Origin of the sequence: Phytoamicus setariae (genome assembly GCF_016722925.1) — a bacterium.
Lineage (GTDB): Bacteria > Pseudomonadota > Alphaproteobacteria > Rhizobiales > Rhizobiaceae > Rhizobium_E > Rhizobium_E setariae.
Map to the genome: position 1 here is coordinate 474,687 of NZ_JAEQNC010000002.1, position 25,849 is coordinate 500,535.

A 25,849-nucleotide genomic window follows, 5' to 3' on the forward strand; every position below is an offset into this window, starting at 1 on the left:
CTGTGCAATCCCGATACTATCTCAGCAATGAATGCAGATGATAAGACCAGACTTGGTGAGACGATGAAGCACGACAGCTACGACAATAGCGTAATCCGCGACATTCTGAAATCGGTAAAGACCATCGCCGTGGTCGGCGCTTCGGCCAACCCAACTCGCCCGAGTTACGGCGTGATGAGGTTCCTTCTGGGCAAGGGCTATCGCGTCATCCCGGTCAATCCCGGCCACGCCGGAGGTGAGATCCATGGACAAACGGTGGTCGCAAGGCTGGCCGATATCGCCGAGACGGTCGATATGGTCGATGTCTTTCGCGCCGCTGACCAGCTGCCCGCTGTCATCGATGAAGTTCTGGCGATGCCAAACCGGCCCAAGGTGATCTGGGGTCAGTTGACGGTTCGCCATGATGCAGCAGCCGAGAGAGCTGAGGCACAAGGCCTGACGGTGATCATGAACCGCTGCCCGGCCATCGAGTTTCCCAGGGTAATGGGCACCTGATCCCGCCTGTGTGGCGTCTTCAGTTGGAAAGACGTTCGTGCACGGCTCGGAGCTCGCCTATGACGGCTTGCTTGATGCGTTCCGCGTTCGGGCAGAACGCGCCATAACTGCTTGCCGCGTCTCCGCTATCCAGGAGGCTGCGGCACAACGTCTTGCTGCCGCAGCGGGCGCACGCTATCTGCATCTTCCGATAGTTTTCGTGGTCGGCCGCATCGACCGCGGCTGGCTCGACATTCAAGGCGCGCAGGATCTCACCAATTTCGTCGTTGGCTTGCGGGCCGGCGCTGATGATGTGGACAAGCTGGTAGGGTGAAATTCCGCAATCTGCAGCGACCCCTTCAAGGTCGTGGTAGTTCAGTGCGGCGGCTTCATCCAGTATTTCGGTCGTCCGACGTCTTTGGTCGCGCCACCATGCCGTGAGGGTCTCAACGACGGTGTGGGCAGCAGCCAGGGGTATGTTCATTCTCGCATTCTCCGCATATTCGAGGTGCATATGCGGTGATGGCGCGTTCCGTTCCTTGATCCTAATCAAACAACTAAATCGGGTAGTTGTGCCGGTTTTCTACAGTTCGTCCTCACCAAGTCGGGCACGAATCTGCACGGGGCGGATCTGCCAGCGCTTATCCACGTCGGTGGATACGAACAATGCGGCGGCAGCCTGGGCATAGTGGATTGCCGCCTCGAATTCGGAACCGGATGCGAGCTGGCTGGCAAGTGCGCCAATGAAGAAATCGCCGGCGCCATGTGTGGACACAACATCGACGCGGAAGGGCGGTTGGTACTCCGGCCGCCCTCCAGCGCGCATATGGACGAGTCCTTCCCCCCCGAGCGTGACGATGACTTTGCCGACCGAATGGCAGAGCTGCCTGGCCGCATCGGCGGCGGCTCCCTGGCTGTCGATCGCGAGCCCCGTCAGCTCGGCGGCCTCGATACGGTTGACGACGAGAATATCGATTGCTTCGGCAATGTCAGGCGAAAGCGGCCGGGCAGGCGCGGCATTGAGGATGGTGACGATGCCGGCATCGCGCGCTTTCCGCGCCAGTTCGAGATTGACGGCTTCCGGGATTTCGTTCTGCAGCAACAGCAGCCCGACGCCGTCCGGCATACGGATGTCCGAAGTCGTGAAAGCCAGGTTGGCGCCGGAGACGATCACCGCGCCATAGTCGCCCGTCGGGTTGACCACGGCAACGCTCATGCCTGTTGTCTGACCCTTGCCGACCTGCAGCAGGCTTGTATCCACTCCCGCTTCGCGAAGATCGTCCGCCAGGAACGAGCCCTGGGCATCGTCCCCGACACGTCCGGCGACAAAGCACTTGCCGGCATTGTGCGCGACCGCTGCTGCCTGATTGCGCCCTTTTCCACCGGCAACATACCGAACCGCTCGGCCGGGGAGCGTTTCATCGAAGGCGGGAAGGCGCTCCGCTTCCACAATCACGTCGTGATGCAGGGAGCCCGCAACCAGAATCGCCTTCGCCATGCCTACACCTCCCGGTAAATCTCCTGCATGATGATCCGCTGGCTGAACGCGGCATCCTGCCTGGCGACAGCTTGCCCGAGCTCGCTGTTGCCGGCAAGCCTGTCGGCCAGCTTCATCAACTTTTTCGCTGCGATGATGTTGGTGCGGCATTCTTCGACGGGATCGAGGCCACCATGGTCGGGAAACGTGTCGAAATAGATCGCGCGGTCGTATCCGGAACGCTGAAGTTCCACCAGCAGCTCGATCGTCTGGACCGGGTGGACAGTGCCGATCATCAATCCATCGTCACGCTTGCCATATCCGTCATTGAGGTGAACGCCCAGGATGCGCGAGTGGCGAGCGGCAAGTGCTGCGGCATGCGCCGGCATCTCGTCTGCGAACAGCACATGCGCAAAATCCAGCGTGACGCCGAGATTGTCTGCCCCGGCTTCCCTAATGGCCAGCAGCGTCGTTCCGATGTCGGGCATCAGCGCATAGGACCGGGGTTCGTTCGGCTTGTACTCGATCGCAATCTCACAACCGGCATCGTGTCGGGCGACCTCCTGGATCGCTGCGATCGTGTCGTCCCACATCCTGTTGTAATCGGCCTGGAAGGAATAGTCGAAGCCGTCCTGGCCCATCCACAACGTCATGAGATTGCCGCCCATTTCCCGGACCGCATCGATACCGCGCTTGGTGATCTCGATCGCGGCCCGTCGGACTTGGGCATCCGGATGAGTGAACGCACCGAGCTTGAAGCCCGGGTCGGTGTAGTACCGCATTGCCCCGCCGTTCAGCGACATCCCGAGATCATGCATGCGCGAAGCGAGCTCGGCCGGCGAAGTGTCTGTGAAATGGTCGGGATAGTTGAGATCGGCGGCGTTGAGGCCTTCGACGGTTGCGGCGCGCTCCAGCAGGTCGACGGTGGTGACCCTGTTCTTTCCCGGCCAGTATTGGGCTGCGTCCATCTTGAAAGCATTGAGGCGGGCTGCAAAACGATGGGGTAGGGTCATGGGTTGCTTCTCTGCGCGGGAGGGTTGCCAATCTCGGGCTGCGAGTCTCGGGGAGTGGCGGTCTCAGGTCACAGATCAGAGGCCGTCGTTCTTCTTGTTGAGGCTGATCTCGCCCAAGCGGCGGGCCATGTCCTTTTCGGCCGACGCCCCGGGCGTCGCGCCCGTCACCAAGGGGGCGGGCTCGCGAGACACCGGATTCACCGCGGGAACATCAACCGGACGCTCACGCACTTCACCGACAACGTCGGGCATGTACTTTTCATCGACAAGCCCATCTTTCTGCAGTTCGGCCTCGAGAAATTCTTCGAAATCGCTGGCAAGCGCATCGCGCTCCTGGGGGGTGATCGGCCTGGCTTCCGCGGAGACCATGACTGGCTCGACCCGCTTCTGGCTTTCCTGATCCCGCCTTTCGGCTTCGATGCGCGCGGTTTCAGCGCGCTCGGCAGCCTCTGCCCGCTCGGCAGCTTCCTGTGCTTCGCGCCTGAGAATCTCCAGGCGCTGCGCCTCGGCGCGCTCGGCTTCAAGCCTCTGGGCTTCCTGGCGCTCGGCTTCAAGCCTCTGGGCCTCCAGACGTTCTGCTTCAAGCCTTTGGGCTTCCTGGCGCTCGGCTTCAAGTCTCTGGACTTCCAGACGCTCGGCCTCAAGCCTTTTGGCTTCGAGACGCTCAGCTTCTAGACGTTCATTTTCAAGACGCTCTGCTTCCCTTCGGGCTGTCTCGGCTTTTTGTGTTTCAAGGCGGGCAGCCGCCGTTTTCTGGGCTTCCAGACGCGCGACTTCCGCCCGGTGGGCCTCGAGCCGGAGCGCTTCCATGCGCGCAGTCTCTAGTCGGGAAGCCTCTGCATGTTCAGCCTCGATACGTTGTGCTTCGGCGCGTTCGGCGTCTGCCTTGTGTGCCTGCGCCTTGGCGGCATCCAGCCGCTCCGTCAACGCCTTGACGGCTGCATCGCTCGCCGCCGTTCTGCTAAGTTCGGCCCGCATCGGCTCGCCATCGACAGGCATAGCCCGGCTTCGCGCCTGTTCGAGCACGTCATCGGGGCTTGAAACGATTGGCGGAACTGTATCCCGCGCGGGGTTGTCGAGTGCGGCCGCAGCCGAGGGAGCGCTCTGGACTGGCTTGCTGCCGCCCATCGGCTCGCGCTCGTCGTCGTAGAGCATGCCACTCATTGCCGAGATGACTTTGACATCCGGGGCCTGGCTGCGAGCAGCAGCAGGCGATGCGATCTGTGCTGGGGCAGCCGGCCTGGCTATCGCGCGCTCGGCGACGGGAGTCCCCAATGGCGGCGCGAGCTTGTTGCGCTCCGGAGTCTCGATGGCGATCGGCGCTTCGAAACCGATGTTCTTGGTGGAGCCATGGGCAGATTGCTGCCGTGTCTGGCTGTTGATGCACGTTTCGATGACGATGTCGGTCGGGCCTCCGATCATGATCAGGTGCTCGGTATCGTCGCGCCGGACCAGAACGAGGCGGCGCTTCGCATCGACGGCAGCGGCATCGAGGACGACCAACCGGTGCTCCCGCGCGCGGCCGCCCTTGACGAACAGGGGCGAATTGCGTCGCTTGAGAAACACCAGAACGGCGATCAGGGCGAAAAACGCAAGCGCTACGACACCAATGGCGAGTGCGAGGCGTGGTGCGAGATCGGGGGCCAATCCTTCAAGCATGAGACGGTCCTTTTAGTGGCTGTTCCGGCAAAAAGATGCTCCTCCATACAGGTCATTGACGGCATTTTTCCGGCTTGGCAAGCTATTTCGATGGCACGCGACGGTGACCGTGAAGGTCCGCAGTGGATAGCGCATTTGCCGTTGGCAGCAGATTCATCAGATTCAATGGTGAATAGACCGCTTCAAGCGCTTTGTGATGAAGTTGCGAATTGATAATGATGATTCGAGACCGGAACAGCGTCAACGCGTTGGATTCTTTCCGGCGGCAGATTGAGGACTGGATGACGAAGCTGAATGAAGCGAACAACCACCTGAAGCCGGTTGTTGAGAATTCGCAACGGCCCGGCACTGTGCTGCGCCTCGTCCTGCTTGCCGTCGTGCTCCTGGCAACTGCGGCTGCGTTCGTATGGTTCAGGGATCAACTCGAAAACGAGATCGTGCTTGGCATACTCGGCGTGCTGGCGATGGCGGGCATTTTCTTCCTGGTCTCGGCTGTCATCGGGTTCGTCGAGGTGATGCCGCAGAACCGCACCGATACGGTCGCCCGCGCAGTTCTCAACAGCCATCCGGATGGAAGTCTGATTACGGACCGCAAGGGGCGCATCGTCTATGCCAACGCCGCCTATGGGCGATTGACGGGTGCAGAGCAGGTCGGACCGGTTTCGCTCGAACATCTTCTGTCGCGCAATCGGGAATCGACGGAGGCGGTCTATAGGCTGACCAACGGGCTGATGGAGGGCAAGTCCGGATATGAGGAATTCCGCCTGCCACGCCCGCTCGGTCAGAGCGACAATCAGGGGCAGCCAGCCTGGTGGTACAGGCTCAAGGCGCGGCCGTTGACCATAGAGGAGGAGCCGGGCGGTCCCTTCTTCATCTGGCAGATTTCCGACATCACCGCTGAGCGTGGGGAACAGGAAAAGTTCTTCCGCGAATTGCAGAATGCAATCGACTATCTCGACCATGCGCCCGCGGGGTTCTTTTCCGCTGGCCGCAAGGGCGAAATCTTCTATGTCAACGCGACGCTTGCCGATTGGCTCGGCATCGATCTGACAAAGTTCGAGCCCGGCTCGATGATGATCCGTGACATCTGCGCGGGCGAGGGCCTGACGCGGCTGGAAACCATCCATCCCGAGCCCGGCCAGAAACGTACCGAAACGCTCGATCTCGATTTCCGCAAGGCAAACGGACAAAGCTTGCCGGTGCGCATCGTTCATCGCGTTTCCGCCGCCAAGGATGGTGCTCCGGGCGAAAGCCGCACCATTGTTCTGCAGCGCGGACGTGAGGAGCAGGGTGCGCATGACGATTCTTCCGCCGCCATGCGCTTCAACCGCTTCTTCAACAATACGCCGATGGCGATCGCCTCGGTTGACGGAAGCGGCCGCATCCTCAGGACCAACACCCAGTTCATGAAGTTGTTTTCGGGTGTGACAGGGGCAGGCGAGGCCGAGGGCAATTTCCTCTTCGGCATCGTGCCCGAGACCGAACGGGAGCGACTGCATGCCGCCCTGGCCGCCGCCAAGGATCGCAAGGTCGATATCGAACCGGTCGAAGCACGCCACCCGACCGAGGAAGGCCGCTATTTCCGCTTCTATGTCAATGCGGTGATCGACCAGTCCGAGGAGGCGCCGGAAGAGGCGGCCATCGTTTATGCGGTCGAGACAACGCAGCAGAAGGCGCTGGAAAGCCAGATGGCGCAGACACAGAAGATGAATGCCGTGGGCACATTGGCCGGCGGTATCGCGCATGACTTCAACAATGTGCTGACGGCGATCCTCTTGTCCTCAGACCATCTGCTGCTGCAGGCGCGCCAGTCGGATTCCAGCTTTGCCGACCTGATGGAAATCAAGCGCAACGCCAACCGCGCCGCAGTGCTGGTGCGCCAGTTGCTGGCGTTCTCGCGCAAGCAGACGCTGCGACCGGCGGTTATCAGCCTGACCGACGCGATCGGCGATCTGCGCATGCTGGTGACGCGCATGCTTTCCGGAACCAAGGTGAAACTCGAAGTCGATTATGGCCGCGACCTCTGGCCGGTGAAAACCGATCTGTCCCAGTTCGAGCAGGTCATGGTCAATCTGTCGGTCAACGCCCGCGACGCCATGCCCGACGGCGGGATCTTGACCATCCGGACGCGCAATCTGCCTGCTGCCGATGCGGCGGAACTGAATTTCCGCGGCCTGCCGGCCGAGGATTTCGTGCTCATCGACGTGGTGGACACCGGAACCGGGATACCGCCGGAGATCATGGACAAGATCTTCGAACCGTTCTTCACCACCAAGGATATCGGCAAGGGCACCGGTCTCGGTCTGTCTATGGTCTACGGCATCATCAAGCAATCCGGCGGCTATGTTTTCCCGGAGTCGGAAATCGGCAAGGGCACGACTTTCCATATCTTCCTGCCGCGTCATATTGTGGTGGAAACAGCAGATTCCAACGGTGCAGACAATTCCGGTCCGACGCCGGCTGTCGGAGACGCAGCCCGAACGGGCCAGGGTACGGCACCGGTGGCGGCCGCCGAAGAGCTCGATCTCACGGGCAAATCGGCAGTCGTGCTGCTGGTCGAGGATGAGGAAGCGGTTCGCCGCGGCGGCAAGCGGATGCTGGAAGCGCGCGGATACACGGTGCATGAGGCGGGCTCCGGCGTCGAGGCGCTTGAGATCCTCGAGGAACTTGATGGCAAGGTGGACGTGGTCGTTTCGGACGTCGTGATGCCGGAAATGGACGGCCCGACGCTGCTCGGCGAGATCCGCAAGCTCTATCCCGACATGAAGTTCGTCTTCGTCTCCGGCTTTGCCGAGGATGCTTTCGCCCGCAACCTGCCAGAGGGGTCGAAGTTTGGCTTCCTGCCAAAGCCCTTTACATTGAAGCAGCTGGCAACCACCGTGCGCGAGATGCTTGACGGGATCGAAAGCAAAAGGGAGGGTTCGGAATGAACGACGAAATCAAGGCCGTTCTCGATTTCTGGTTCGCCCCCGAAAGACAAGCCTTCTGGTTCGAGCGTAGCGATGCGTTCGACGAGGAGATCAGGCAGAGATTTGCTGCGCTCTACGAGCGGGCCAAGGCGGGCGAGCTGAACCAATGGGCGCAAACGTCAGATGGTGCGCTGGCTTTGACCATCGTCCTGGATCAGTTTCCCCGCAACATGTTTCGCAATTCGCCACGTGCATTCGAAAGCGACCAGCAGGCGCGGACGCTGTGCCGCACGATCCTCGCCGAGGGATTGGATCAGGGCCGGTCGGTGACCGAGCGGCAGTTCATGTATCTGCCGTTGATGCACAGCGAGGCGTTGCGCGACCAGAAGGACAGCGTCGATCAATACCGGGCGCTTGGCGATGCCAACACACTCGACTTCGCCGTTCGTCATCACGATATCGTCGCCCGTTTCGGATGTTTTCCACACCGCAATGAGGTGGTCGGCCGCCACACCACTGATGAAGAAGCAGAATTCCTGAAAACAAATCCGGGCTTTTAAGAGGGTAAGACAAAACCCCATGAATCGCTTCTGATTCATGGGGTTTTGCGAAAAGGCCGGTTGCGCTGTGACGTACCACAGCGCAGGCGTAGTGCCGGGTCAGGCCTTGGCGATGAGGGCCACGGCAATCCGCGATGCCAGTCGGGCATTGTTTTCAACCAGGGCGATGTTGGTTGCCAGGCTGCGTCCACCGGTGAGGTGGAAGATGCTCGACAGCAGATAGGGTGTTACCGCCTTGCCGGTGATCTCGTCTTCTTCGGCATTGTCGAGCGCCCGGTTGATGTAGATTTCCATCTCGTCGCGCGGGATCTCGTTTTCCTCGGGCACGGGATTGCCGACCAGCATGCCGCCGCCGATGCCGAGTTCCTCGCGTGTATGCTGGAAATTGGCAATGCCGGCAGGATCATCCAGGCGGAGCGGGCTCGTGAGGCCCGAATTGCGCGACCAGAAGGCCGGGAATTCGTCCTGCCCGACCGTAACCACCGGAACGCCACGCGTTTCCAGTACTTCGAGCGTCTTGGGAATGTCGAGGATCGCCTTGGCACCGGCGCAAACCACGATGACCGGCGTGCGGGCCAGCTCTTCGAGGTCGGCCGAGATGTCAAAGGTTTCTTCTGCGCCGCGATGCACGCCGCCGATGCCGCCTGTCGCAAAAACCCTGATGCCGGCCCGCGCGGCCGCGATCATCGTTGCAGCCACGGTGGTGGCGCCCGTCCGGCGTTCAGCAATGGCGAATGCGAGATCGGCACGCGACACTTTCATGGCGTCTGTCGTGCGGGCAAGTTGCTCAAGCGTATCTTCCTCCAGGCCGATATGCAGGGTGCCATCGATGACGGCTATCGTGGCGGGAACGGCTCCATTCTCGCGAATGATCGCCTCGACGCTCTTTGCCATGTCGAGATTGCCGGGATAGGGCATCCCATGAGTGATGATCGTCGATTCCAGAGCCACGATCGCCTTGCCGTCGGTCTTGGCCTGTGCGACCTCTGCGGAATAGGTCACTGGAAAGGGGGCGCGCGCGGATGTTGTCATGGATCTGATCCTGAATTGAAGAATGCGTAAGGGCGGGTTTACAACACTATTTCGGCTTCAGGCACAAGGGCAAGCGTATCGGCCAGCAATGCCTGCGTCAAATTCTCCGCAGTCGCCATTTCGCTGGCCAGCGCCAGCCGCGCCGAGGCGACCCCGACTGAAAGTGCTGCCGGCAGCGACTTGCCTTCGAGCGTGGCGTGCAGGAAACCGGCGGCAAAACCATCGCCCGCTCCCGTGACATCGCCGATAGCCGACAGTTGCGGCGGCAACAGCGCGGCACTCTCTGTTGCGTTCCAGGCAATCACTTCTTCACGGCCACGGGTGATCGCGCCGCCCTTCAGTCCTGCTTGGCGCATGATCGACGGCCACTCGCGATAGTTTGGCGTCTCCCGGCCCGTCAAAGCGCGAGCTTCGGCTTCGTTCATGAATATCATGTCGAAATTGGAGAGTTCAGAAACATAGCGGATGACCTTTGCCGGAGAAATTCCGATTCCCGCCAGCGGTTTGCCGAACTGGCGGGCCATGCGGCCCAGTTCGGCGAGCGTTTCTGCAGGCAGGTTTGCATCCGTCAGCAGGAAGTCTGTCGCTTCAATGGAATCGCGAACCGCGCGAACCGACAGCCGTCGGGCGCTGAACAGCTTGTAAAGCTCCATATCGGCCAGCGCGATGACCAGATTGCCGTCTTGCTCCAGAATTGCGGTGTAGCTTGGAGTCTGCCGGTCGAGAAACGTGAACGGCCGGTCGATGACGCCGGCCGCGCGGGCCGCCTGACTGACTGCTTCGCCGTCCGCATCTCCACCGCGTGGCGAAATCAGCGTCACGGTATGACCGAGCCGCGCCAGGCTTCGCGCCGCATTGAAGCCGCCGCCGCCAGCCTCCTGGTGCCATGCGCCGGGATTTGATGCGCCAACAGCGGTAGCGCCTGATATCCGGCCGCGCCGGTCGATATGGGCACCGCCCAGGACGAGGATCTCTGCCATGCTCTCTATTCTATCCAGTTAATTACTCATCTTAGCGACAAAGTGCAGGCGAGGGCAAGTGTAACCTCCTACAAGCTGTTGAAAAGATTGCCGAAACAAAAATAGAACGGAGACCGGAAAAAATATCTTTTTCAGTCACTTGGCGCAGCATTGCCAAATGAGAACAAATAGAGTACATGTCTTCTATGGACAGCGCATTGCTTCGTTGACACGATTAACCTAAAGGTGGACAGAATGGCCCAGAATTCATTGCGACTCGTTGAGGAAAAATCGGTGGACAAAAGCAAGGCACTGGACGCGGCTCTCTCCCAGATCGAACGTTCGTTCGGCAAGGGATCGATCATGCGTCTTGGTTCGAACGAGAATGTGGTCGAGATCGAGACGGTTCCCACCGGCTCGCTCGGCCTCGATATCGCGCTTGGCGTCGGCGGATTGCCCAAGGGGCGCATCATTGAAATCTATGGGCCGGAAAGCTCGGGTAAGACGACGCTGGCGCTGCAGACGATCGCCGAGGCGCAGAAAAAGGGCGGCATTTGTGCGTTTGTCGACGCCGAACATGCGCTCGACCCCGTCTATGCACGCAAGCTCGGTGTCGATCTCGAGAACCTTCTGATCTCCCAGCCGGATACCGGCGAGCAGGCGCTCGAAATCACCGATACGTTGGTGCGTTCCGGCGCGATTGATGTTCTGGTCATCGACTCGGTTGCAGCGCTGACGCCGCGCGCCGAAATCGAAGGCGAAATGGGCGACAGCCTGCCGGGCCTGCAGGCGCGCCTGATGAGTCAGGCACTGCGCAAGCTGACGGCGTCGATTTCCCGTTCCAACTGCATGGTCATCTTCATCAACCAGATCCGCATGAAGATCGGTGTGATGTTCGGTTCGCCGGAAACCACCACTGGCGGCAATGCTCTCAAGTTCTATGCTTCGGTGCGCCTCGATATCCGCCGCATCGGCTCGGTCAAGGAGCGCGACGAGGTCGTTGGCAACCAGACCCGCGTCAAGGTCGTCAAGAACAAGATGGCGCCTCCCTTCAAGCAGGTCGAGTTCGACATCATGTATGGCGAGGGCGTATCGAAGACGGGCGAACTGGTCGATCTCGGCGTGAAGGCCGGCATCGTCGAAAAGTCCGGAGCGTGGTTCTCCTATAACAGCCAGCGCCTCGGGCAGGGACGGGAGAATGCCAAGACGTTCCTGCGCGAAAACCCCGATCTGGCGCGTGAGATCGAGCTTGCGATCCGCCAGAATGCCGGTCTTATCGCCGAACGGTTCCTTGAGAATGGTGGTCCCGAGGCCGGTGACGGCGACGACGCGCTGGAGGCGTGATTTAGACCCTCGCGCACGATCCTGAATTTGTGGCGCCACCGGCATGGAAATCATGCCGGTGGCGCTTTGTTTATCTGGACATGGTTAAAGCCGAACGATAAAAGCCCAAAGACTTAAAAAGGCGCCACTTTCGGGCGTACCAGGTATAAAGGGCATCATATGAGTGGCGTGAACGAGATCCGGTCTGCGTTTCTGGATTACTTCGGTAGGAATGGGCACGAAGTCGTCGCCTCATCGCCGCTGGTACCGCGCAACGATCCCACGCTGATGTTCACCAATGCCGGCATGGTGCAGTTCAAGAACGTTTTCACCGGGCTTGAATCGCGTCCGTATTCGACGGCAGCAAGCGCGCAGAAATGCGTGCGTGCCGGTGGCAAGCACAACGACCTCGACAATGTCGGCTACACAGCCCGACACCACACTTTTTTCGAGATGCTCGGCAACTTCTCCTTTGGCGACTATTTCAAGGAACGCGCGATAGAACTCGCCTGGAACCTGATCACCAAGGAATATGGCATTGACCGCAATCGCCTTCTGGTGACGGTCTATCACACCGATGATGAAGCCTTCGGTCTGTGGAAGAAGATCGCCGGTCTTTCCGAAGACAAGATCATCCGCATCGCCACCAGTGACAATTTCTGGGCGATGGGCGATACCGGCCCCTGCGGCCCCTGTTCGGAGATCTTCTACGACCACGGCGACCATATCTGGGGCGGTCCTCCGGGTTCCAAGGACGAAGACGGCGACCGTTTCATCGAGATCTGGAACCTGGTCTTCATGCAGTATGAGCAGGTGACCAAGGACCAGCGGGTCGACCTGCCGCGTCCGTCGATCGATACGGGCATGGGTCTCGAGCGTGTCTCTGCGCTCCTGCAGGGCAAGCACGACAACTACGACACCGACCTTTTCCGTGCGCTGATCGCTGCCTCGATGGAGGCAACCTCGACCGACGCCGAGGGCCAGCGCCGTGCGAGCCATCGGGTGATCGCAGACCATCTCAGGTCTGCCGCATTCCTGATCGCTGACGGCGTGTTGCCGTCCAACGAAGGCCGCGGTTATGTCCTGCGCCGCATCATGCGCCGCGCCATGCGCCATGGCGAGTTGCTTGGTGCACGCGAACCGTTGATGTGGAAGCTGGTGCCGGCGCTCGTAGGTCAGATGGGCGCGGCCTATCCCGAACTGGTGCGCGGTGAGGGGCTGATCGCTGAAACATTGAAGCTCGAGGAAACCCGCTTCCGCAAGACGCTCGAGCGCGGCCTGGGCTTGCTCAACGACGCCGTCTCCGGCCTGAGCGACGGCGGCGAACTTGATGGCGAAACAGCGTTCAAACTCTACGACACCTACGGTTTTCCGCTTGACCTGACGCAGGATGCGCTGCGGCAGAAGAATATCAGCGTCGATACCGATGCGTTCGCCAAGGCAATGGCGCGCCAGAAGGCCGAGGCCCGCGCCAACTGGTCAGGCTCTGGCGATGCTGCCACCGAAGCGGTCTGGTTCGAGATCAAGGAAGCGCATGGAGCGACGGAATTCCTGGGCTACGACACCGAGCGCGCCGAAGGCGTGGTACAGGCTCTCGTATCCAATGGCGCCACCGCAAAAAGCGCTTCGGCGGGAGACAAAGTTGAGATCGTCGTCAACCAGACGCCGTTCTATGCCGAATCCGGTGGCCAGATGGGCGATGCCGGTGTGATCCTGTTCGAAGGCGGCAAGGCAGAGGTTCGCGATACCCTGAAGAAGGGTGACGGCCTGTTTGTCCATTATGCTGAAGTCGTCGAGGGGACACTCAAGGTATCCGATGCCGTCGTGCTTGAAGTCGATCACGCCCGCCGTGGCCGGTTGCGCTCCAATCACTCCGCGACCCATTTGATCCACGAAGCGTTGCGCGAAATACTCGGCACGCATGTTGCCCAGAAGGGTTCGCTCGTGGCGCCGGAGCGGTTGCGTTTCGATGTCTCGCATCCCAAGCCGGTGACGGCGGAAGAACTTAAGGCCGTTGAGATCATGGCCAACGAGATCGTCGTCCAGAATGCGCCTGTGACCACGCGCCTGATGAGTGTCGACGACGCGATTTCTGAAGGGGCCATGGCTCTGTTCGGCGAGAAATACGGCGACGAAGTCCGTGTTGTTTCGATGGGCAAGGCCAAGCACGGTTCCAAGAGCGGCAAAGCCTATTCGGTCGAGCTCTGCGGTGGCACACATGTCGGTGCGACCGGCGATATCGGCCTGATCCGCATCCTCAGTGACAGTGCGGTGGGCGCAGGCGTTCGTCGCATCGAGGCACTGACCGGCGAGGCGGCGCGCGAGTACCTTTCGACCCAGGATGAGCGTGTCAAGTCACTCGCCTCGGTGCTCAAGGTCCAGCCGGATGACGTTGTCGGTCGCGTGGAAGCACTGATGGACGAGCGCAAGAAGCTGGAACGCGAGTTGGCTGACGTCAAGAAGAAGCTCGCCCTTGGCGGCGGCGGTTCGGCTGGCGGCGATGGCATTCGCGACATCAACGGGGTGAAATTCCTTGGCCGTGTCGTGACCGGCGTGGAACCGAAGGACCTCAAGGGACTTGCCGACGAGGGCAAGAAGTCGGCCGGCTCCGGCGTAGTAGCATTCGTCGGCGTGTCCGATGATGGCAAGGCGAGCGCCGTGGTGGCGGTTACGGATGATCTGACGGCACGCTTCAGCGCAGTTGATCTCGTCCGCATCGCCTCTCAGGCACTGGGCGGCAAGGGCGGCGGCGGCCGGCCTGACATGGCGCAGGCGGGTGGCCCCGATGGCGCACAGGCGGAGAACGCCATTGAGGCGGTTGCTGCGGCGATCGGCTGAGGCACACGCGATTTTCGCTGATGGGAGGGGCGCCACGAGCGCCCCTTTTTTGTGTTCATTTGACGTGATTTTCCGGCTCGCTTGTAATTTATGGAATGTGCTTCGTTTTTTCTTAAATTTTTAGGTTTAGGGCTGCTCTCGATTTATGGAGAGCGCGCGTGGTCGGCATACTCAACATAGCGACAATCATGGTCTGCACGGCGCTGATGACGCTGGTGGTCGCGCTTGCTCTGACTTTCGTCTGGATTTTCGAAAAGCGCGAGAAAGCTGTTGGCTGGTGGTGCCTGAGCATGTGGATGGGCACGCTTGCCGCCTCCCTGCTGGCATTTCGGGCTGTCACGCCGTGGTGGTTCGGAATAGGGTTGGGCAATGCGGCGGCCATCGTCGCTTATGGTTTGATTGCAGCGGGATTTGCTGCCTTTGCCGGCAGGAAGGCCAAGCTGCCCCTGGTTTTGGCAGGCTCGGCTTTCTGGTTTGTTTGCGTCTATGGATTCGAAGCCGTCCACAACGATGTGAACAAGCGAGTTATCGTCAGTTCATTGGCGATCGGCCTATATTGCTTTCTGGTGGTATTGGAGTGCTGGCGCCAGTGGAAGCTCGAGCGCTTGCCGTCGCTGCTGGCGGCCGTCGCCTTCTATGCCAGCCATGGATTGTTCTATGTCGTGCGCATCCCTATGGTTATCGTGTCGCCGGTGCAGGATGTCTCGGTAAACTACGGTTCTCTCTGGTATGCCGTGGTTTCGCTGGAGGCATTTGTCCACTGCGTGTTTGCGTCTTTCGTATTCCTCGCGTTGATCCGCGAGCGCGCCGAACGTCGCTACAAGCTGGCTGCCGAAATTGACAGCCTGACATCGGTTGCAAGCCGCCGGTATTTTGTCTCCGAAACGCGTGATTTGCTTGCACGCAAGCCCAAGGCCGCATCGCTGGCGGTGCTGGATCTGGATTACTTCAAGAAAATCAATGATACTTATGGACATATGGCGGGTGACCGTGTCCTACAGATCTTCGCGCGCTATGTAGAGAACGAGCTGGAAGGCGGTATGGTGTTCGGCCGGCTCGGCGGCGAGGAGTTTGGGCTGTTCGTCGCCAATCGCTCCGAAGGGGAGGTGGCGGCTTTCATCGAGAAAATCCGGGCCGGCGTCGAAGCACTTGACATGCGTTTCAACGGCCAAGTCCTCAAGGTAACCACCAGCATCGGCATTGCCAGCATTGCGGAAGCCGGGTTGGATATCGACCATCTGATGGCGGGGGCCGACAACGCTCTCTATGTCAGCAAGCATGGAGGTCGCAATCGCGCCAGCGTCTTTCACCCCGCCATGCGCATCCAGAAGATTTTCGAGAACGGTGAGGAAAGTCGCATCAGCCTGTCAAAGAAACGTCTCAGTCGCATTTCGATCCGCAGCAAGCCTGGCAGGGCATAGGTTGGGTTTGCAAGTAAACAACGCTTGTCAAATTGGGCCACGCCGCAAGTATTGGCCATTTTATTAAACCTTTAGCGCTATTGCATCTCTTGATCAGGAGAGGTGCTTTTTGCCGGATTTTTTCAGTATTCTCACTGTGATGCTGTGCAGTGGATTGGTGTCACTGGTGTTGGCGCTCGTCCTGTCCTTCGTATGGCTGTTCGAACGCAATGAGAAAGCCGTCGGCTGGTGGTGCGCGGCGATGTGGATGATCACCGTCGGTTTCGTGCTTTTGGCGTTCCGGACATCAACACCCATCTGGTTCGGCATCGCTCTCGGAAACGCCGCAGTTATCACCGGTTACGCGCTGGTCGGAGCAGGTTTTCTGGTGTTTGCGCGAAAAAAGGTCGACTGGCGCTTGCTGGCGATCGGCCCGGGGATCTGGATACTCTCGCTCATCTGCTTTGAGGCGGTTCGGGCTGACTTCAATCTTCGCATCATGATTATCTCGGCCATTGTTTCCTCCTACACAGTGCTGGCTGCATTCGCCGCATTTGCGAGCTGGAAAGAGGAGCGGCTGCCATCTGCACTGCTGGCCGTGGTTTTCTACGGCTGCCACGCCGTGTTCTATTCGTTGCGCATTCCGCTCGCCCATCAGTTTCCGCTCGATGAGGTAACCTTCCTGCGAGAAGTCAACTGGTTCACGATATTGGCACTCGAAGCCTTCCTGCAGAGTACATTCACGTCTTTCGTTTTCCTTGTTCTGATCCGCGAGCGCTCCGAACGTCGCTACAAGCTGGCTGCTGAAGTCGACAGTCTGACGTCGGTCGCAAACCGCCGCTATTTTGTCTCCGAAACGGGCGCACTGCTTGCGCGCAAGCCCAAGGCCGCGTCGCTGGCTGTGCTGGATTTGGATTATTTCAAGAAAATCAATGATACGTACGGCCATATGGCGGGGGACCGGGTCCTGCAGATTTTTGCGCGTTACGTTGAGAGCGAGTTGGAAGACGGGATGGTGTTCGGCCGTCTCGGCGGTGAGGAGTTCGGATTGTTCGTCGCGGGCCGTTCGGAAGATGAAGCTGTTGCCTTCATCGATAAAATTCGCACTGGCGTCGAGGCGCTCGACATGCGTTTCAACGGCCATGTGCTGAAGGTAACCACCAGCATCGGGATTGCCAGCATTGCGGAAGCCGGACTGGATTTCGATCACCTGATGGCGGGGGCCGACAACGCACTTTATGTCAGCAAGCGCGAGGGCCGCAATCGCGCCAGCGTCTTCCATCCGGCCATGCGCCTCCAGAAAATTTTCGAGGGTGGCGAGGAAAGCCGTATCAGCCTGTCCAAGAAGCGCCTCAGCCGCATCTCGGTCCGTAGCAGGCCGGGCCGGGCATGATCGTCATTTTGCAAGTCAGCAAGACTTGTCAAATCGATCCGTGGTTCAGAGTTTCCGTCGAACGGAAATGAAAATGAGCGAACACAGCAATCCCTGGATCAACTACGAAAAGCGCATCCGCCGCGTTACCGACCATATCCATGCCCATCTGGATGAGGAACTGGATCTGGACCGGCTGGCGGAAATTGCCTGCATGTCGGCCTACCACTGGCACCGCATCTATCGCGCCGTGCTGGGCGAGACGCCGGCCATGACGGTCAAGCGTCTCCGGCTGCATCGGGCGGCGGGCGACCTCGTCACGACAACGAGGCCGATCGCCGATATCGCCAGGCAGTGCGGCTATCCCAATCTGCAATCATTCACCCGGATCTTCCGGGCGGATTACGGAATACCGCCGGCCGCTTGGCGAAAGCAGGGAAAGCATGTCGCTCCGTTGCAACCGAAACCAAACGGAGACACCGTCATGTATGACGTCAGTATTAGAAAGCTTAGCGACAAAAGCGCGGTCGGCATCGACCACGCCGGCTCGTATATGGAGATCAACAAGGCCTTCACGACACTGTTCTCGCAACTGGCCGGAGCAGACCGGCTGGGCGATGTCAGGGAAATGTTTGGGCTTTACCTCGATGATCCCGATACAGTGGCGGTCGAACAACTGCGGTCGGCGGCTTGCGTTGTGCTGGCATCTGCGACCACTGTGCCGGCAGGATTGAAGAGCTTTCATACGGCAGGTGGCGATTACGCCGTTCTTACCCACAAGGGACCATACGCCAACCTGCAGCTTGCTTATCGCTGGCTCTATAGCACGTGGTTGAAGGGAGCGGGCCGCGAATTGCGCGACGCACCACTCTTCGAGGTCTATGTTAACAATCCGCGCGAGGTTCCTGCGTCCGAATTGCTAACGGAGATCTGCGTGCCATTGAAGTAGGTGGGATTTCCTAAAGCAAGTCGCATCTTAAATTTCGCGCCGCATCAGACCTATGGATAATAAGAACGGATAGCCATCATGATGGAGAGCATGTTTTCCATGCTCTCCATTCCACCCTGCGGATCGGCGATAAAAGTCATCCCTCGAGGGACTTCCAACCCGAACATCATCGTCCCGGTGCGCGAGATAATTTCACGCCCGCATTCGGAGAGGTCTTCGAAGTCATATGTGCCTGGGATGCGCCATGAACTAAACGCTGAGCCCAAAACCCTGCATCAGCCGCCTTGTCGAGAAATCCGGATTTCCTGATGTGAAAATCGCCCGGTCGACATGCGGCTCGATGCCCAGCTGCTCCAGCGCCGGCACTTTGCGGCGGGCCTGACGGGCAATCGCTTCGGCCGGGTCGATCCAGTCCACGGGCCATGGGGCCAGCCGGCGAAACACATTGGCCATGAACGGGTAGTGCGTGCAGGCGAGCACGACGATATCGGTCTTGGCGCCATCCTTCTCGTAGAAGCATTGGGCGATTTCGGCAGAGATATCCTCGTCTGGAACCTTATCGCCGCGGATATAGGCTTCCGCCATGCGGGCGAGGTTTTGCGAGCCGACGAGGCGTACATGGCATTGCGTGGCGAACGACTGAATGAGATCGCGGGTATAGGCGCGCTTGACGGTACCCGGCGTGGCGAGAACCGAAACCAGGCCGGAGCGCGTGCGTTCCGCTGCCGGCTTGATGGCCGGCACCGTGCCGACGAAAGTGTGATCGGGGAAAGCCTCGCGCAGATCCGCGCCGGCCAGCGTAAACGCCGTATTGCACGCGATGACGGATACTTCTGGCTGATGATCGCGAATGAATTCTTTGAAGATCGAAAGCAGCCGTTCGCGAAGCTGCGGCTCAGCCCAGTTGCCATAGGGAAAGCCGGCATCATCGGCGATGTAGATGAAGCTGCGCTCCGGCATCAGTACGCGCAGTTCGCGAAGCACGGTCAAGCCGCCGATGCCCGAATCGAACACCAGGATCGGCTTTGCAGTATCATTCATCATTATCATCCGGGCTGCCGGCACCGCGCGGTCGCTTGCGGGAAAACCGGTCGAGGGAGGAAATCACGCCGCGCATCACCTTGATTTCAGGCGCGGTGAAGGCGCGGCGGGATAGGACCGCACGCAGGTTGTCGATCATTTTCGGCTTTTTGGCGGCAGGCCGGAAAAAGCCGCGTGCGTCGAGTGCCTCTTCAATATGATCAAACAGGCCGAACAGTTGTTCCTTGGTGGCGGGCTCCTGATCGAGCGCCTGAAATGGGGTGTGCTCGGCTGCCTCGATGCTCTGTTTCATCCATTCATAGGACATCAGCAGCACGGCCTGGGCAATGTTGAGCGAGGCGAAAGCGGGGTTGACGGGGAAGGTGACGATCTCGTCGGCGAGTGCCACTTCCTCGTTGGACAGGCCGGATTTTTCGCGGCCGTAGAGCACGCCGACCTTCTCGCCGGCGTCGTATCTGCTCTTCAGCGTCTGGGCGGCGATAACCGGCGATCGCACCGGCTTGAAGCCATAGCGTTCTCGTGCCGTTGTCGCATAGACGAAATTGAGATCGGCAATCGCTTCTTCCAGCGTGTCGTAGACTACGGCACCGTCGATCACATGATCGGCCTTGCTGGCAGCGGAACGCGCTTTTTCACTCGGCCAACCATCGCGCGGATTGACGAGCCGAAGCTCGGACAGACCGAAATTCGCCATGGCACGCGCCACCATGCCGATGTTCTCGCCAAGCTGGGGCTCGACGAGTACGACCACAGGGCCGCCGGTGATCAGTTCCAGTTCGCTATTGGTGCCGGACATTGCCTATCTCGAAAAAAGAAATGTCCGACGCCGATAGCAGATGCTGTTAGCCCTGTAAAATCATTGCGCTGCGGTAGCGACTTGAATCGGTTTATTGCGGCGTCGATGCATTCTGTTCGCCGAACTTCACGATCTCGGCCATCTCCGCGACCAGCGAATCCCATTTGCCGTCGCGCATGCGGTGGATGTCATCGATCACGGGCTGGCCGTTTTCCGTCACCACGTCGAAGCGGACTTCGCTGATCGAGTCATAGCCCTGCTCGTCCTTCGGGATGCATTGCCAGAGCTTGAACCTGACGACGACAGTCTTCTTCGCACCATCGCTCTGGCCCTCGCGATAGGTGACGTCTTCAAGGGGGCAGCCGTCCTGGCCATTGGCGATGACATCGTATCCGAAGGGATTGCTCGAGCCGTCGTCGTACGCGGGATACTTCGATGCAGCCGTGTATGCCTCAACGAAGCGGCCGGAGTAGTCGCGGCCGAGCCGTGGCGTATCGAAATAATCGCCGCCGGATGATTGTTCATCGAGGCGTGCCGTGGCGACGTCCATCATGCGCCGCACCGGGTCTTCCGGCGAGGCTGCCGCTGCGATGGCTGGAATGGCAAGGAGGAGGGCGGCTGCTGCTATCTTTCTCATTTCTGCTCCGGATCTGTTGGCGCGTCGTCGGGTGCGGCGCCGCCGTTTTTGGCAATGTCTTGCATTTCGGTTATCAATGAGTCCGCCTTGCCCTCGATAACGCGATGGATATCCGCGATGACCGGCTGGCCGTTCTCCATGATGACATCGAAATGCACTTCCGACACCCCGTCTTTGTATGTCGGGTCGTCGTCAAAACAAGTGTAGAGTTTGAACGTCACCTTGATATCGGTGACACCGGCTTTCTCACCCTGATTGACGATGGCCAGATCCTTGAGCGGGCAGCCGTCCTGGCTGTTGGTGACGATGTCATAGCCGAACGGACCGCCTGCCTCATCGTAGATCGGAAACTTCGCGGCTTGCTGGTAGGCAGAGACGAAAGCCTTGGAGTAGAGCGTATCCAGTCGCTGCTTGTCAAAATAGTCCTGCCCCTCGGCGCCGCTGTCGCTCCAGAGCTTGGTGGCGAGATCCATGATGGATTTCACCGGATCTTCCGGTCCTGCTGCAAGCGCGGGTGATGCCATCAGCAGCAAAGCGGCGATCGTTCGTGTTCCAAGCATGGCAGTATTCCTCGCAGTGATTCCCTGTATCGTGGGCGCAAGGGAACAGAGATTGAAAATTGCGTCAATTCGACGTCGCAAGGGCAATCAATATTTGCCTTGGGGCCGTGCGGTGTTATAGGCAGAACCCGACGCCAATAAGCGGGCCGCGCCATTATCCCAACGCGGCAAAACAAAGAGGTACATTCATGAAAAAGATCAAGGTAGCAAACCCGGTCGCCGATCTCGACGGCGACGAGATGACCCGCATCATCTGGCAGTTCATCAAGGACAAGCTGATCCACCCCTATCTTGATCTCGACATCGACTACTACGATCTTTCGGTCGAAAATCGCGATGCCACCAACGATCAAGTGACTGTTGACGCTGCCAATGCCATCAAGAAGCATGGCGTCGGCATCAAGTGCGCGACGATCACCCCGGACGAAGAGCGCGTCAAGGAATTCAAGCTCAAGGAAATGTGGAAGAGCCCGAACGGCACGATCCGCAACATCCTCGGCGGCGTGATCTTCCGCGAGCCGATCATCTGCAAGAACGTGCCGCGCCTGGTTCCGGGCTGGACCCAGCCGATTGTTGTCGGTCGTCATGCCTTCGGCGACCAGTACAAGGCCACCGACTTCAAGTTCCCCGGCAAGGGCACGCTGACGATGAAGTTCGTCGGCGAAGACGGCTCCGTCATCGAGAAGGAAGTCTACAAGGCACCGGGCGCCGGTGTCGCCATGGGCATGTACAATCTCGATGAATCGATCAAGGAATTCGCCCGCGCCTCGCTGATGTACGGCAAGATGCGCAAGTGGCCGGTCTACCTGTCGACCAAGAACACCATCCTCAAGGTCTATGACGGTCGCTTCAAGGACATCTTCCAGGAAATCTACGAGACGGAATTCAAGGCCGATTTCGATGCGCTCGGCATCACCTATGAACATCGCCTGATCGACGACATGGTCGCCTCGGCACTGAAGTGGTCCGGCGGCTACATCTGGGCCTGCAAGAACTATGACGGCGACGTTCAGTCCGACACGGTTGCGCAGGGCTTCGGCTCGCTCGGCCTGATGACTTCGGTGCTTCTGACGCCAGATGGCAAGACGGTCGAAGCCGAAGCCGCGCACGGCACGGTGACCCGTCACTACCGCCAGCACCAGAAGGGTCAGGAAACCTCGACCAACTCGATCGCCTCGATCTTCGCCTGGACGCGTGGTCTCGCGCACCGCGCCAAGCTAGACGACAACGCCGATCTGGCGAAGTTCTGCGACACACTGGAAAAGGTCTGTGTCTCGACCGTCGAAAGCGGCTTCATGACCAAGGACCTGGCGCTTCTCATCGGTCCGGATCAGCCCTGGCTGTCGACCACCGGGTTCCTCGACAAGATCGACGAGAACCTGCAGAAGGCCATGGCCGCTTAAGTTTATCTGATTTGGATTGAACGCAAAAACCCGGTCTCGAAAGAGGCCGGGTTTTTGCTATGTGGGTCTGGTCGACTGGAAAGTCAGGTCAACAGCGGCAGCATTGCCAGCGGGCTGGCATTGGCGATCGAAAGCGCCTGATTGGCAAGCTTGCCTTGGGTCTCGACCGCGCGAAGCCGTGCTGAAGCCGCATTCAGATCGGCATCGACAAGCCGGCCAACGCCGCGTGCCTGGCTGTCTTGCAAGTCGATGACGAAGTTTTCCTGCAGCTTGATCCGAGACACCATCGAGCCCAGATTGGATGCAACGTCCGTCATGGCAAGCAGCATCCTGTCGGTGACGCTTATCATCTCGTCAATGTCTGCTGTTGTCGTGGATTGGTTCAGGGTGAATTCGATCTGGCCGACGCTTTGCCGGCCTTTCATGAGGACCCATTCCGTGTCCGTTCCGAGTTCACGGGCGTATTGTGGGCTCGTGAGAATGCCTTTGCCGTCGACATCGTCGATCAGGTGATTGGTACCCTGGGCATTGGCAAACGAATAAGTCAGAGATGTCACCGCGACGTTGCTATTCGCATCGCGATTGAACGAACCTACCATCTGTTTGTCGACATCGTCGGCAGGCGAGCTGCGGCGCAGCCAGTTCTCGCCATTGAACGATGACGAGTCTGCGATCGAATAGAGCTCGTTGCGAAGCTCTACAATCTCAGCATTGACCTTGGCCAGATTGACGCCCCGTTCGCGGGCGGAAACGAGCTTTGCCTTGATTTCATCGACCACGCCAACGGCAAAGTTCATGCTGGAATAGGCCACGCCGACGACGGCCGCGCCCAATCCCAGTGAATCCTCCGCTGCGGCAAGCGCCTTTCCATCGGATCGCATCGTCGTGGCGATCGACCAGTAGGCGGTGTTGTCCTTCGCCGACTCGACGCGATAGCCTGTCGCCACCTGCTGCTGGCTTTCCAGCCGCGATGCTCCTATCAAGCGCAACTGCTGGACGGCAGCCATCGCTCCCAAATTTGTAACAATACTCGTCACGGCGCTACCGAACTCAATACATGGATAAAACATGGCCTGACCGAACCAGCATTTCTGTCGCAAAACGCCGCAACCGGCAAAGCACTGATTCATATGCATAGCTTGCAGCGTCGCAGTTAATCACCACCTAAGCGTTAGGGTTAATCTTTGGTTAGCGTTTAGGTTAAACCTTCGTTGCGGCCGTACTTGCCATGGCAAGGAATCTATCCAGAAACCCTTCGAGCGCGGTCCAGTCCGTGAATTCAACGTCATTGCCGTCATATGGGCGGGCGCCTTCCTTCCTTGCGATCTCCCGCATGATCCAGCGCTTGAAGAAGTCGTACTGGGTATATCGCAGGGCACCGGCGGCATGGTGCACCATGTCCGGCTTCCAGCCCGTTTCGGCCATGAGCGCTTCCGGGTATTTTTGCGCCAGCGCGCGCTCATCCTCGTGTTCGCTCTGGATTGAGAGTGTGACCGACACGAACGCCGAAACCAAGCCGTTGAGCCAATCCTGTTCCCGATGAACGAAGTCGACGAACGGTGTGGGGTAACGACCGGCATGGACGGGGGCAGCAAGAATGACCGCCTCGGGCCTTTCCAGCCCAAATTCGTGCGCCTCGGCGGAATTGGTCAGGGCGACGACATGGCCTCGCTTTTCCAGGCTAGCAGCCATCGTTTCGGCGATCTTGTGCGTCTGGCCCTCGATTGTGGCATAAACGATCAGTATCTTTATGATATCGCTCCGGGTAGATGCTGACGAGGTAAGCGTGCCGGAACCCGTGGTCCCGCGCGTTGATCGAAATCAACATGTGGCAACAGGCGCAGGTTCGTGAAAACGCTGTGAGTTGGACAATTTCTTCTGCCCCGCTACGGCGAATCGTTGTTAAAGGAGGGTTCGCATATTTCTGAGGAATAGGATGACGGCAGCGATAGACATGGGCGTGGGGCAGGGCGGTGCTCGTTCTACCCTCGACCTCGAGGAATTGCTGGCGACCCGCCTTCTGGTCCAGGGCAATTCCGGCTCGGGAAAGTCGCATCTTTTGCGCCGCCTTCTGGAGCAGTCCGCAGGCTGGGTGCAGCAGGTCATCATCGACCCAGAAGGCGACTTCGTCACGTTGGCCGACCGCTACGGCCATGTGGCAATCGAAGGCGAGCGGACCGAAGCCGAGTTGCTCGGCATCGCGGCGCGCGTGCGCCAGCATCGCGTTTCCTGCGTCCTGTCGCTCGAAGGCATGGACGCCGAGGAGCAGATGCGGGCCGCGGCCATTTTCCTCAACGGTCTGTTCGATGCAGATCGTGATTTCTGGTATCCTGTGCTTGTTGTGGTCGACGAGGCGCAACTGTTTGCCCCGGCCGCAAGTGGCGAGGTCAGTGACGACGCGCGACGGCTGTCGCTGGGCGCAATGACCAACCTGATGTGCCGTGGCCGAAAGCGCGGGTTGGCGGGCGTGATCGCCACCCAGCGGCTTGCCAAGCTCGCCAAGAACGTCGCGGCCGAAGCGTCGAACTTCCTTATGGGCCGCACCTTTCTCGATATCGACATGGCGCGCGCCGCCGATTTGCTCGGCCTCGATCGCCGGCAGGCGGAAATGTTCCGCGACCTGCCGCGCGGTTCGTTCGTTGCGCTTGGTCCGGCGTTGACCAAGCGGCCCCTGAAGGTCGAGATCGGCGTGGTCGAGACTTCGGCTCGTTCGTCTAGCCCCAAGCTGATGCCATTGCCCGAAGCCAATGCTGACGCCGCCGATTTGATTCTAACGCCCGACCCGCAAGAATTTTTCCGGCCCATCCCGCGTTATGTGCAGCCGGCACCCCGACCGGCGACCGATATCCTGGCCGAGCTCTCAAAGCCACGCGAGATCGACCCGGAGCCGCGCGAACCTTCCCGCCCCAAACGTGTGGAGCTGACGCCGGAAGAACGGGAGGAGCAGGTCGCTTCGGCGCTTGCCGATGTGCTCGACAAGGACGACGCCGCCTTCCGCACCGACTCCGAGCTCTATCAGGAATTCCTCGTTCGTTGCCGTATCCGCAGGCTGACCGGCGGAACCGTGTCTCTTCCCGATTTCCGCCACAGATTGGCAGTGATCCGCTCCGGTGCCGATGAGGAAATGCAGGCCTCCGAGATCTGGCAGAAGGCGATAAGCCTTTCGCACGGCGTGACGGATGATCTCAAGGCGCTGTTCCTGGTGCTGGCCAATGCCGCCATAGCTGGCCTGCCGTGTCCATCCGACGCGGCGATTGCGCGGGCCTATGGCACCCATTCGGTACGCCGCGCGCGTCGGCTGCTTGCCTATTTTGAGGAACAGGGACTGGTCGTCATCCATCAGGACCGGCTGGGCCACAGGATTGCGGCCTTCCCGGACCTTGGTTCTGAAACGGCGCCCGGCAACCCGGATGACAGCGCTGCGGAACGTCCCGCTGCGGAATAGGT

General features: G+C 59.6%; 22 protein-coding genes. 10 read left to right on the forward strand and 12 right to left on the reverse strand.

The window, feature by feature from the left end:
- The first annotated feature begins 63 nt into the window (after positions 1 to 63).
- On the forward strand, positions 64 to 495 hold the full coding sequence (locus tag JJB09_RS04965) for a CoA-binding protein (protein WP_201654212.1): 432 nt from the start codon (positions 64 to 66) through the stop codon (positions 493 to 495).
- A 19-nt stretch (positions 496 to 514) separates the two neighbouring features.
- Here JJB09_RS04965 and JJB09_RS04970 read toward each other — a convergent pair whose 3' ends face one another.
- The 4 genes from JJB09_RS04970 to JJB09_RS04985 form a co-directional block, all read right to left on the reverse strand.
- Complete coding sequence (locus tag JJB09_RS04970; protein WP_201653971.1) at positions 515 to 958, reverse strand: hypothetical protein; 444 nt, start codon at positions 956 to 958, stop codon at positions 515 to 517.
- A 99-nt stretch (positions 959 to 1,057) separates the two neighbouring features.
- Positions 1,058 to 1,972 (reverse strand): ribokinase, encoded by a 915-nt coding sequence (locus tag JJB09_RS04975; protein ID WP_201653974.1) that lies wholly within the window; start codon positions 1,970 to 1,972, stop codon positions 1,058 to 1,060.
- Between the two features lie 2 nt (positions 1,973 to 1,974).
- Positions 1,975 to 2,964, reverse strand: a complete 990-nt coding sequence (locus JJB09_RS04980; protein WP_201653978.1) for a sugar phosphate isomerase/epimerase family protein — start codon at positions 2,962 to 2,964, stop codon at positions 1,975 to 1,977.
- 75 nt (positions 2,965 to 3,039) lie between these two features.
- The gene (locus JJB09_RS04985; protein ID WP_201653981.1) at positions 3,040 to 4,623 is read right to left on the reverse strand and encodes a flagellar biosynthetic protein FliO; all 1,584 of its coding nucleotides are present in this window, start codon (positions 4,621 to 4,623) and stop codon (positions 3,040 to 3,042) included.
- 281 nt (positions 4,624 to 4,904) lie between these two features.
- Here JJB09_RS04985 and cckA point away from each other — a divergent pair, with 281 nt between their 5' ends.
- Positions 4,905 to 7,553: a cell cycle histidine kinase CckA gene (gene cckA / locus JJB09_RS04990; protein WP_201653984.1), complete on the forward strand. Its 2,649-nt coding sequence runs from the start codon at positions 4,905 to 4,907 to the stop codon at positions 7,551 to 7,553.
- Positions 7,550 to 8,092, forward strand: a complete 543-nt coding sequence (locus JJB09_RS04995; protein WP_201653987.1) for a DUF924 family protein — start codon at positions 7,550 to 7,552, stop codon at positions 8,090 to 8,092. Before cckA ends, JJB09_RS04995 begins: the two co-directional genes overlap by 4 nt.
- A gap of 99 nt (positions 8,093 to 8,191) precedes the next feature.
- Here the strand turns inward: JJB09_RS04995 and JJB09_RS05000 are convergent, their stop codons facing one another.
- Positions 8,192 to 9,124 (reverse strand): pseudouridine-5'-phosphate glycosidase, encoded by a 933-nt coding sequence (locus JJB09_RS05000; protein ID WP_201653990.1) that lies wholly within the window; start codon positions 9,122 to 9,124, stop codon positions 8,192 to 8,194.
- A gap of 38 nt (positions 9,125 to 9,162) precedes the next feature.
- Positions 9,163 to 10,104, reverse strand: a complete 942-nt coding sequence (locus JJB09_RS05005; RefSeq protein ID WP_201653992.1) for a carbohydrate kinase family protein — start codon at positions 10,102 to 10,104, stop codon at positions 9,163 to 9,165.
- 234 nt (positions 10,105 to 10,338) lie between these two features.
- Here JJB09_RS05005 and recA point away from each other — a divergent pair, with 234 nt between their 5' ends.
- The 5 genes from recA (at position 10,339) to JJB09_RS05030 (ending at position 17,965) form a co-directional block, all read left to right on the forward strand.
- On the forward strand, positions 10,339 to 11,427 hold the full coding sequence (gene recA / locus JJB09_RS05010) for a recombinase RecA (protein ID WP_201653995.1): 1,089 nt from the start codon (positions 10,339 to 10,341) through the stop codon (positions 11,425 to 11,427).
- Positions 11,428 to 11,586: 159 nt separating this feature from the next.
- Positions 11,587 to 14,244 carry an alanine--tRNA ligase gene (gene alaS / locus JJB09_RS05015; RefSeq protein ID WP_201653998.1) on the forward strand — a complete coding sequence of 886 codons (2,658 nt, stop codon included), beginning with the start codon at positions 11,587 to 11,589 and terminating at the stop codon, positions 14,242 to 14,244.
- Between the two features lie 158 nt (positions 14,245 to 14,402).
- Positions 14,403 to 15,665, forward strand: a complete 1,263-nt coding sequence (locus tag JJB09_RS27020) for a diguanylate cyclase (RefSeq protein ID WP_201654001.1) — start codon at positions 14,403 to 14,405, stop codon at positions 15,663 to 15,665.
- A 109-nt stretch (positions 15,666 to 15,774) separates the two neighbouring features.
- Positions 15,775 to 17,037, forward strand: coding sequence for a GGDEF domain-containing protein (locus tag JJB09_RS05025; protein ID WP_201654004.1), 1,263 nt, complete (start codon positions 15,775 to 15,777; stop codon positions 17,035 to 17,037).
- Positions 17,038 to 17,110: 73 nt separating this feature from the next.
- Positions 17,111 to 17,965 carry an AraC family transcriptional regulator gene (locus JJB09_RS05030; RefSeq protein WP_201654007.1) on the forward strand — a complete coding sequence of 285 codons (855 nt, stop codon included), beginning with the start codon at positions 17,111 to 17,113 and terminating at the stop codon, positions 17,963 to 17,965.
- A 249-nt stretch (positions 17,966 to 18,214) separates the two neighbouring features.
- Here the strand turns inward: JJB09_RS05030 and murI are convergent, their stop codons facing one another.
- The 4 genes from murI to JJB09_RS05050 form a co-directional block, all read right to left on the reverse strand.
- Positions 18,215 to 19,015: a glutamate racemase gene (murI, locus tag JJB09_RS05035; protein ID WP_201654010.1), complete on the reverse strand. Its 801-nt coding sequence runs from the start codon at positions 19,013 to 19,015 to the stop codon at positions 18,215 to 18,217.
- Positions 18,999 to 19,802 carry an RNA methyltransferase gene (locus tag JJB09_RS05040; RefSeq protein ID WP_201654013.1) on the reverse strand — a complete coding sequence of 268 codons (804 nt, stop codon included), beginning with the start codon at positions 19,800 to 19,802 and terminating at the stop codon, positions 18,999 to 19,001. The genes murI and JJB09_RS05040 overlap by 17 nt, the downstream gene beginning before the upstream one ends.
- A 91-nt stretch (positions 19,803 to 19,893) precedes the next feature.
- Positions 19,894 to 20,439, reverse strand: a complete 546-nt coding sequence (locus tag JJB09_RS05045; protein WP_201654016.1) for a hypothetical protein — start codon at positions 20,437 to 20,439, stop codon at positions 19,894 to 19,896.
- Positions 20,436 to 20,999 carry a hypothetical protein gene (locus tag JJB09_RS05050; protein WP_201654019.1) on the reverse strand — a complete coding sequence of 188 codons (564 nt, stop codon included), beginning with the start codon at positions 20,997 to 20,999 and terminating at the stop codon, positions 20,436 to 20,438. The genes JJB09_RS05045 and JJB09_RS05050 overlap by 4 nt, the downstream gene beginning before the upstream one ends.
- Positions 21,000 to 21,187: 188 nt before the next feature.
- On the opposite strand from JJB09_RS05050, the gene JJB09_RS05055 reads away from it, so the two are divergent.
- Positions 21,188 to 22,402 carry an NADP-dependent isocitrate dehydrogenase gene (locus tag JJB09_RS05055; RefSeq protein ID WP_201654022.1) on the forward strand — a complete coding sequence of 405 codons (1,215 nt, stop codon included), beginning with the start codon at positions 21,188 to 21,190 and terminating at the stop codon, positions 22,400 to 22,402.
- Between the two features lie 83 nt (positions 22,403 to 22,485).
- On the opposite strand, the gene JJB09_RS05060 is transcribed toward JJB09_RS05055, so the two are convergent.
- Both JJB09_RS05060 and JJB09_RS05065 read right to left on the reverse strand, forming a co-directional pair.
- Positions 22,486 to 23,472 carry a flagellin N-terminal helical domain-containing protein gene (locus tag JJB09_RS05060; RefSeq protein ID WP_210341654.1) on the reverse strand — a complete coding sequence of 329 codons (987 nt, stop codon included), beginning with the start codon at positions 23,470 to 23,472 and terminating at the stop codon, positions 22,486 to 22,488.
- 130 nt (positions 23,473 to 23,602) lie between these two features.
- Positions 23,603 to 24,157 carry a flavodoxin domain-containing protein gene (locus JJB09_RS05065; protein ID WP_343228984.1) on the reverse strand — a complete coding sequence of 185 codons (555 nt, stop codon included), beginning with the start codon at positions 24,155 to 24,157 and terminating at the stop codon, positions 23,603 to 23,605.
- A gap of 181 nt (positions 24,158 to 24,338) precedes the next feature.
- Here JJB09_RS05065 and JJB09_RS05070 point away from each other — a divergent pair, with 181 nt between their 5' ends.
- Positions 24,339 to 25,847 carry a helicase HerA domain-containing protein gene (locus JJB09_RS05070; RefSeq protein ID WP_201654028.1) on the forward strand — a complete coding sequence of 503 codons (1,509 nt, stop codon included), beginning with the start codon at positions 24,339 to 24,341 and terminating at the stop codon, positions 25,845 to 25,847.
- The last annotated feature ends 2 nt before the right edge of the window (positions 25,848 to 25,849 follow it).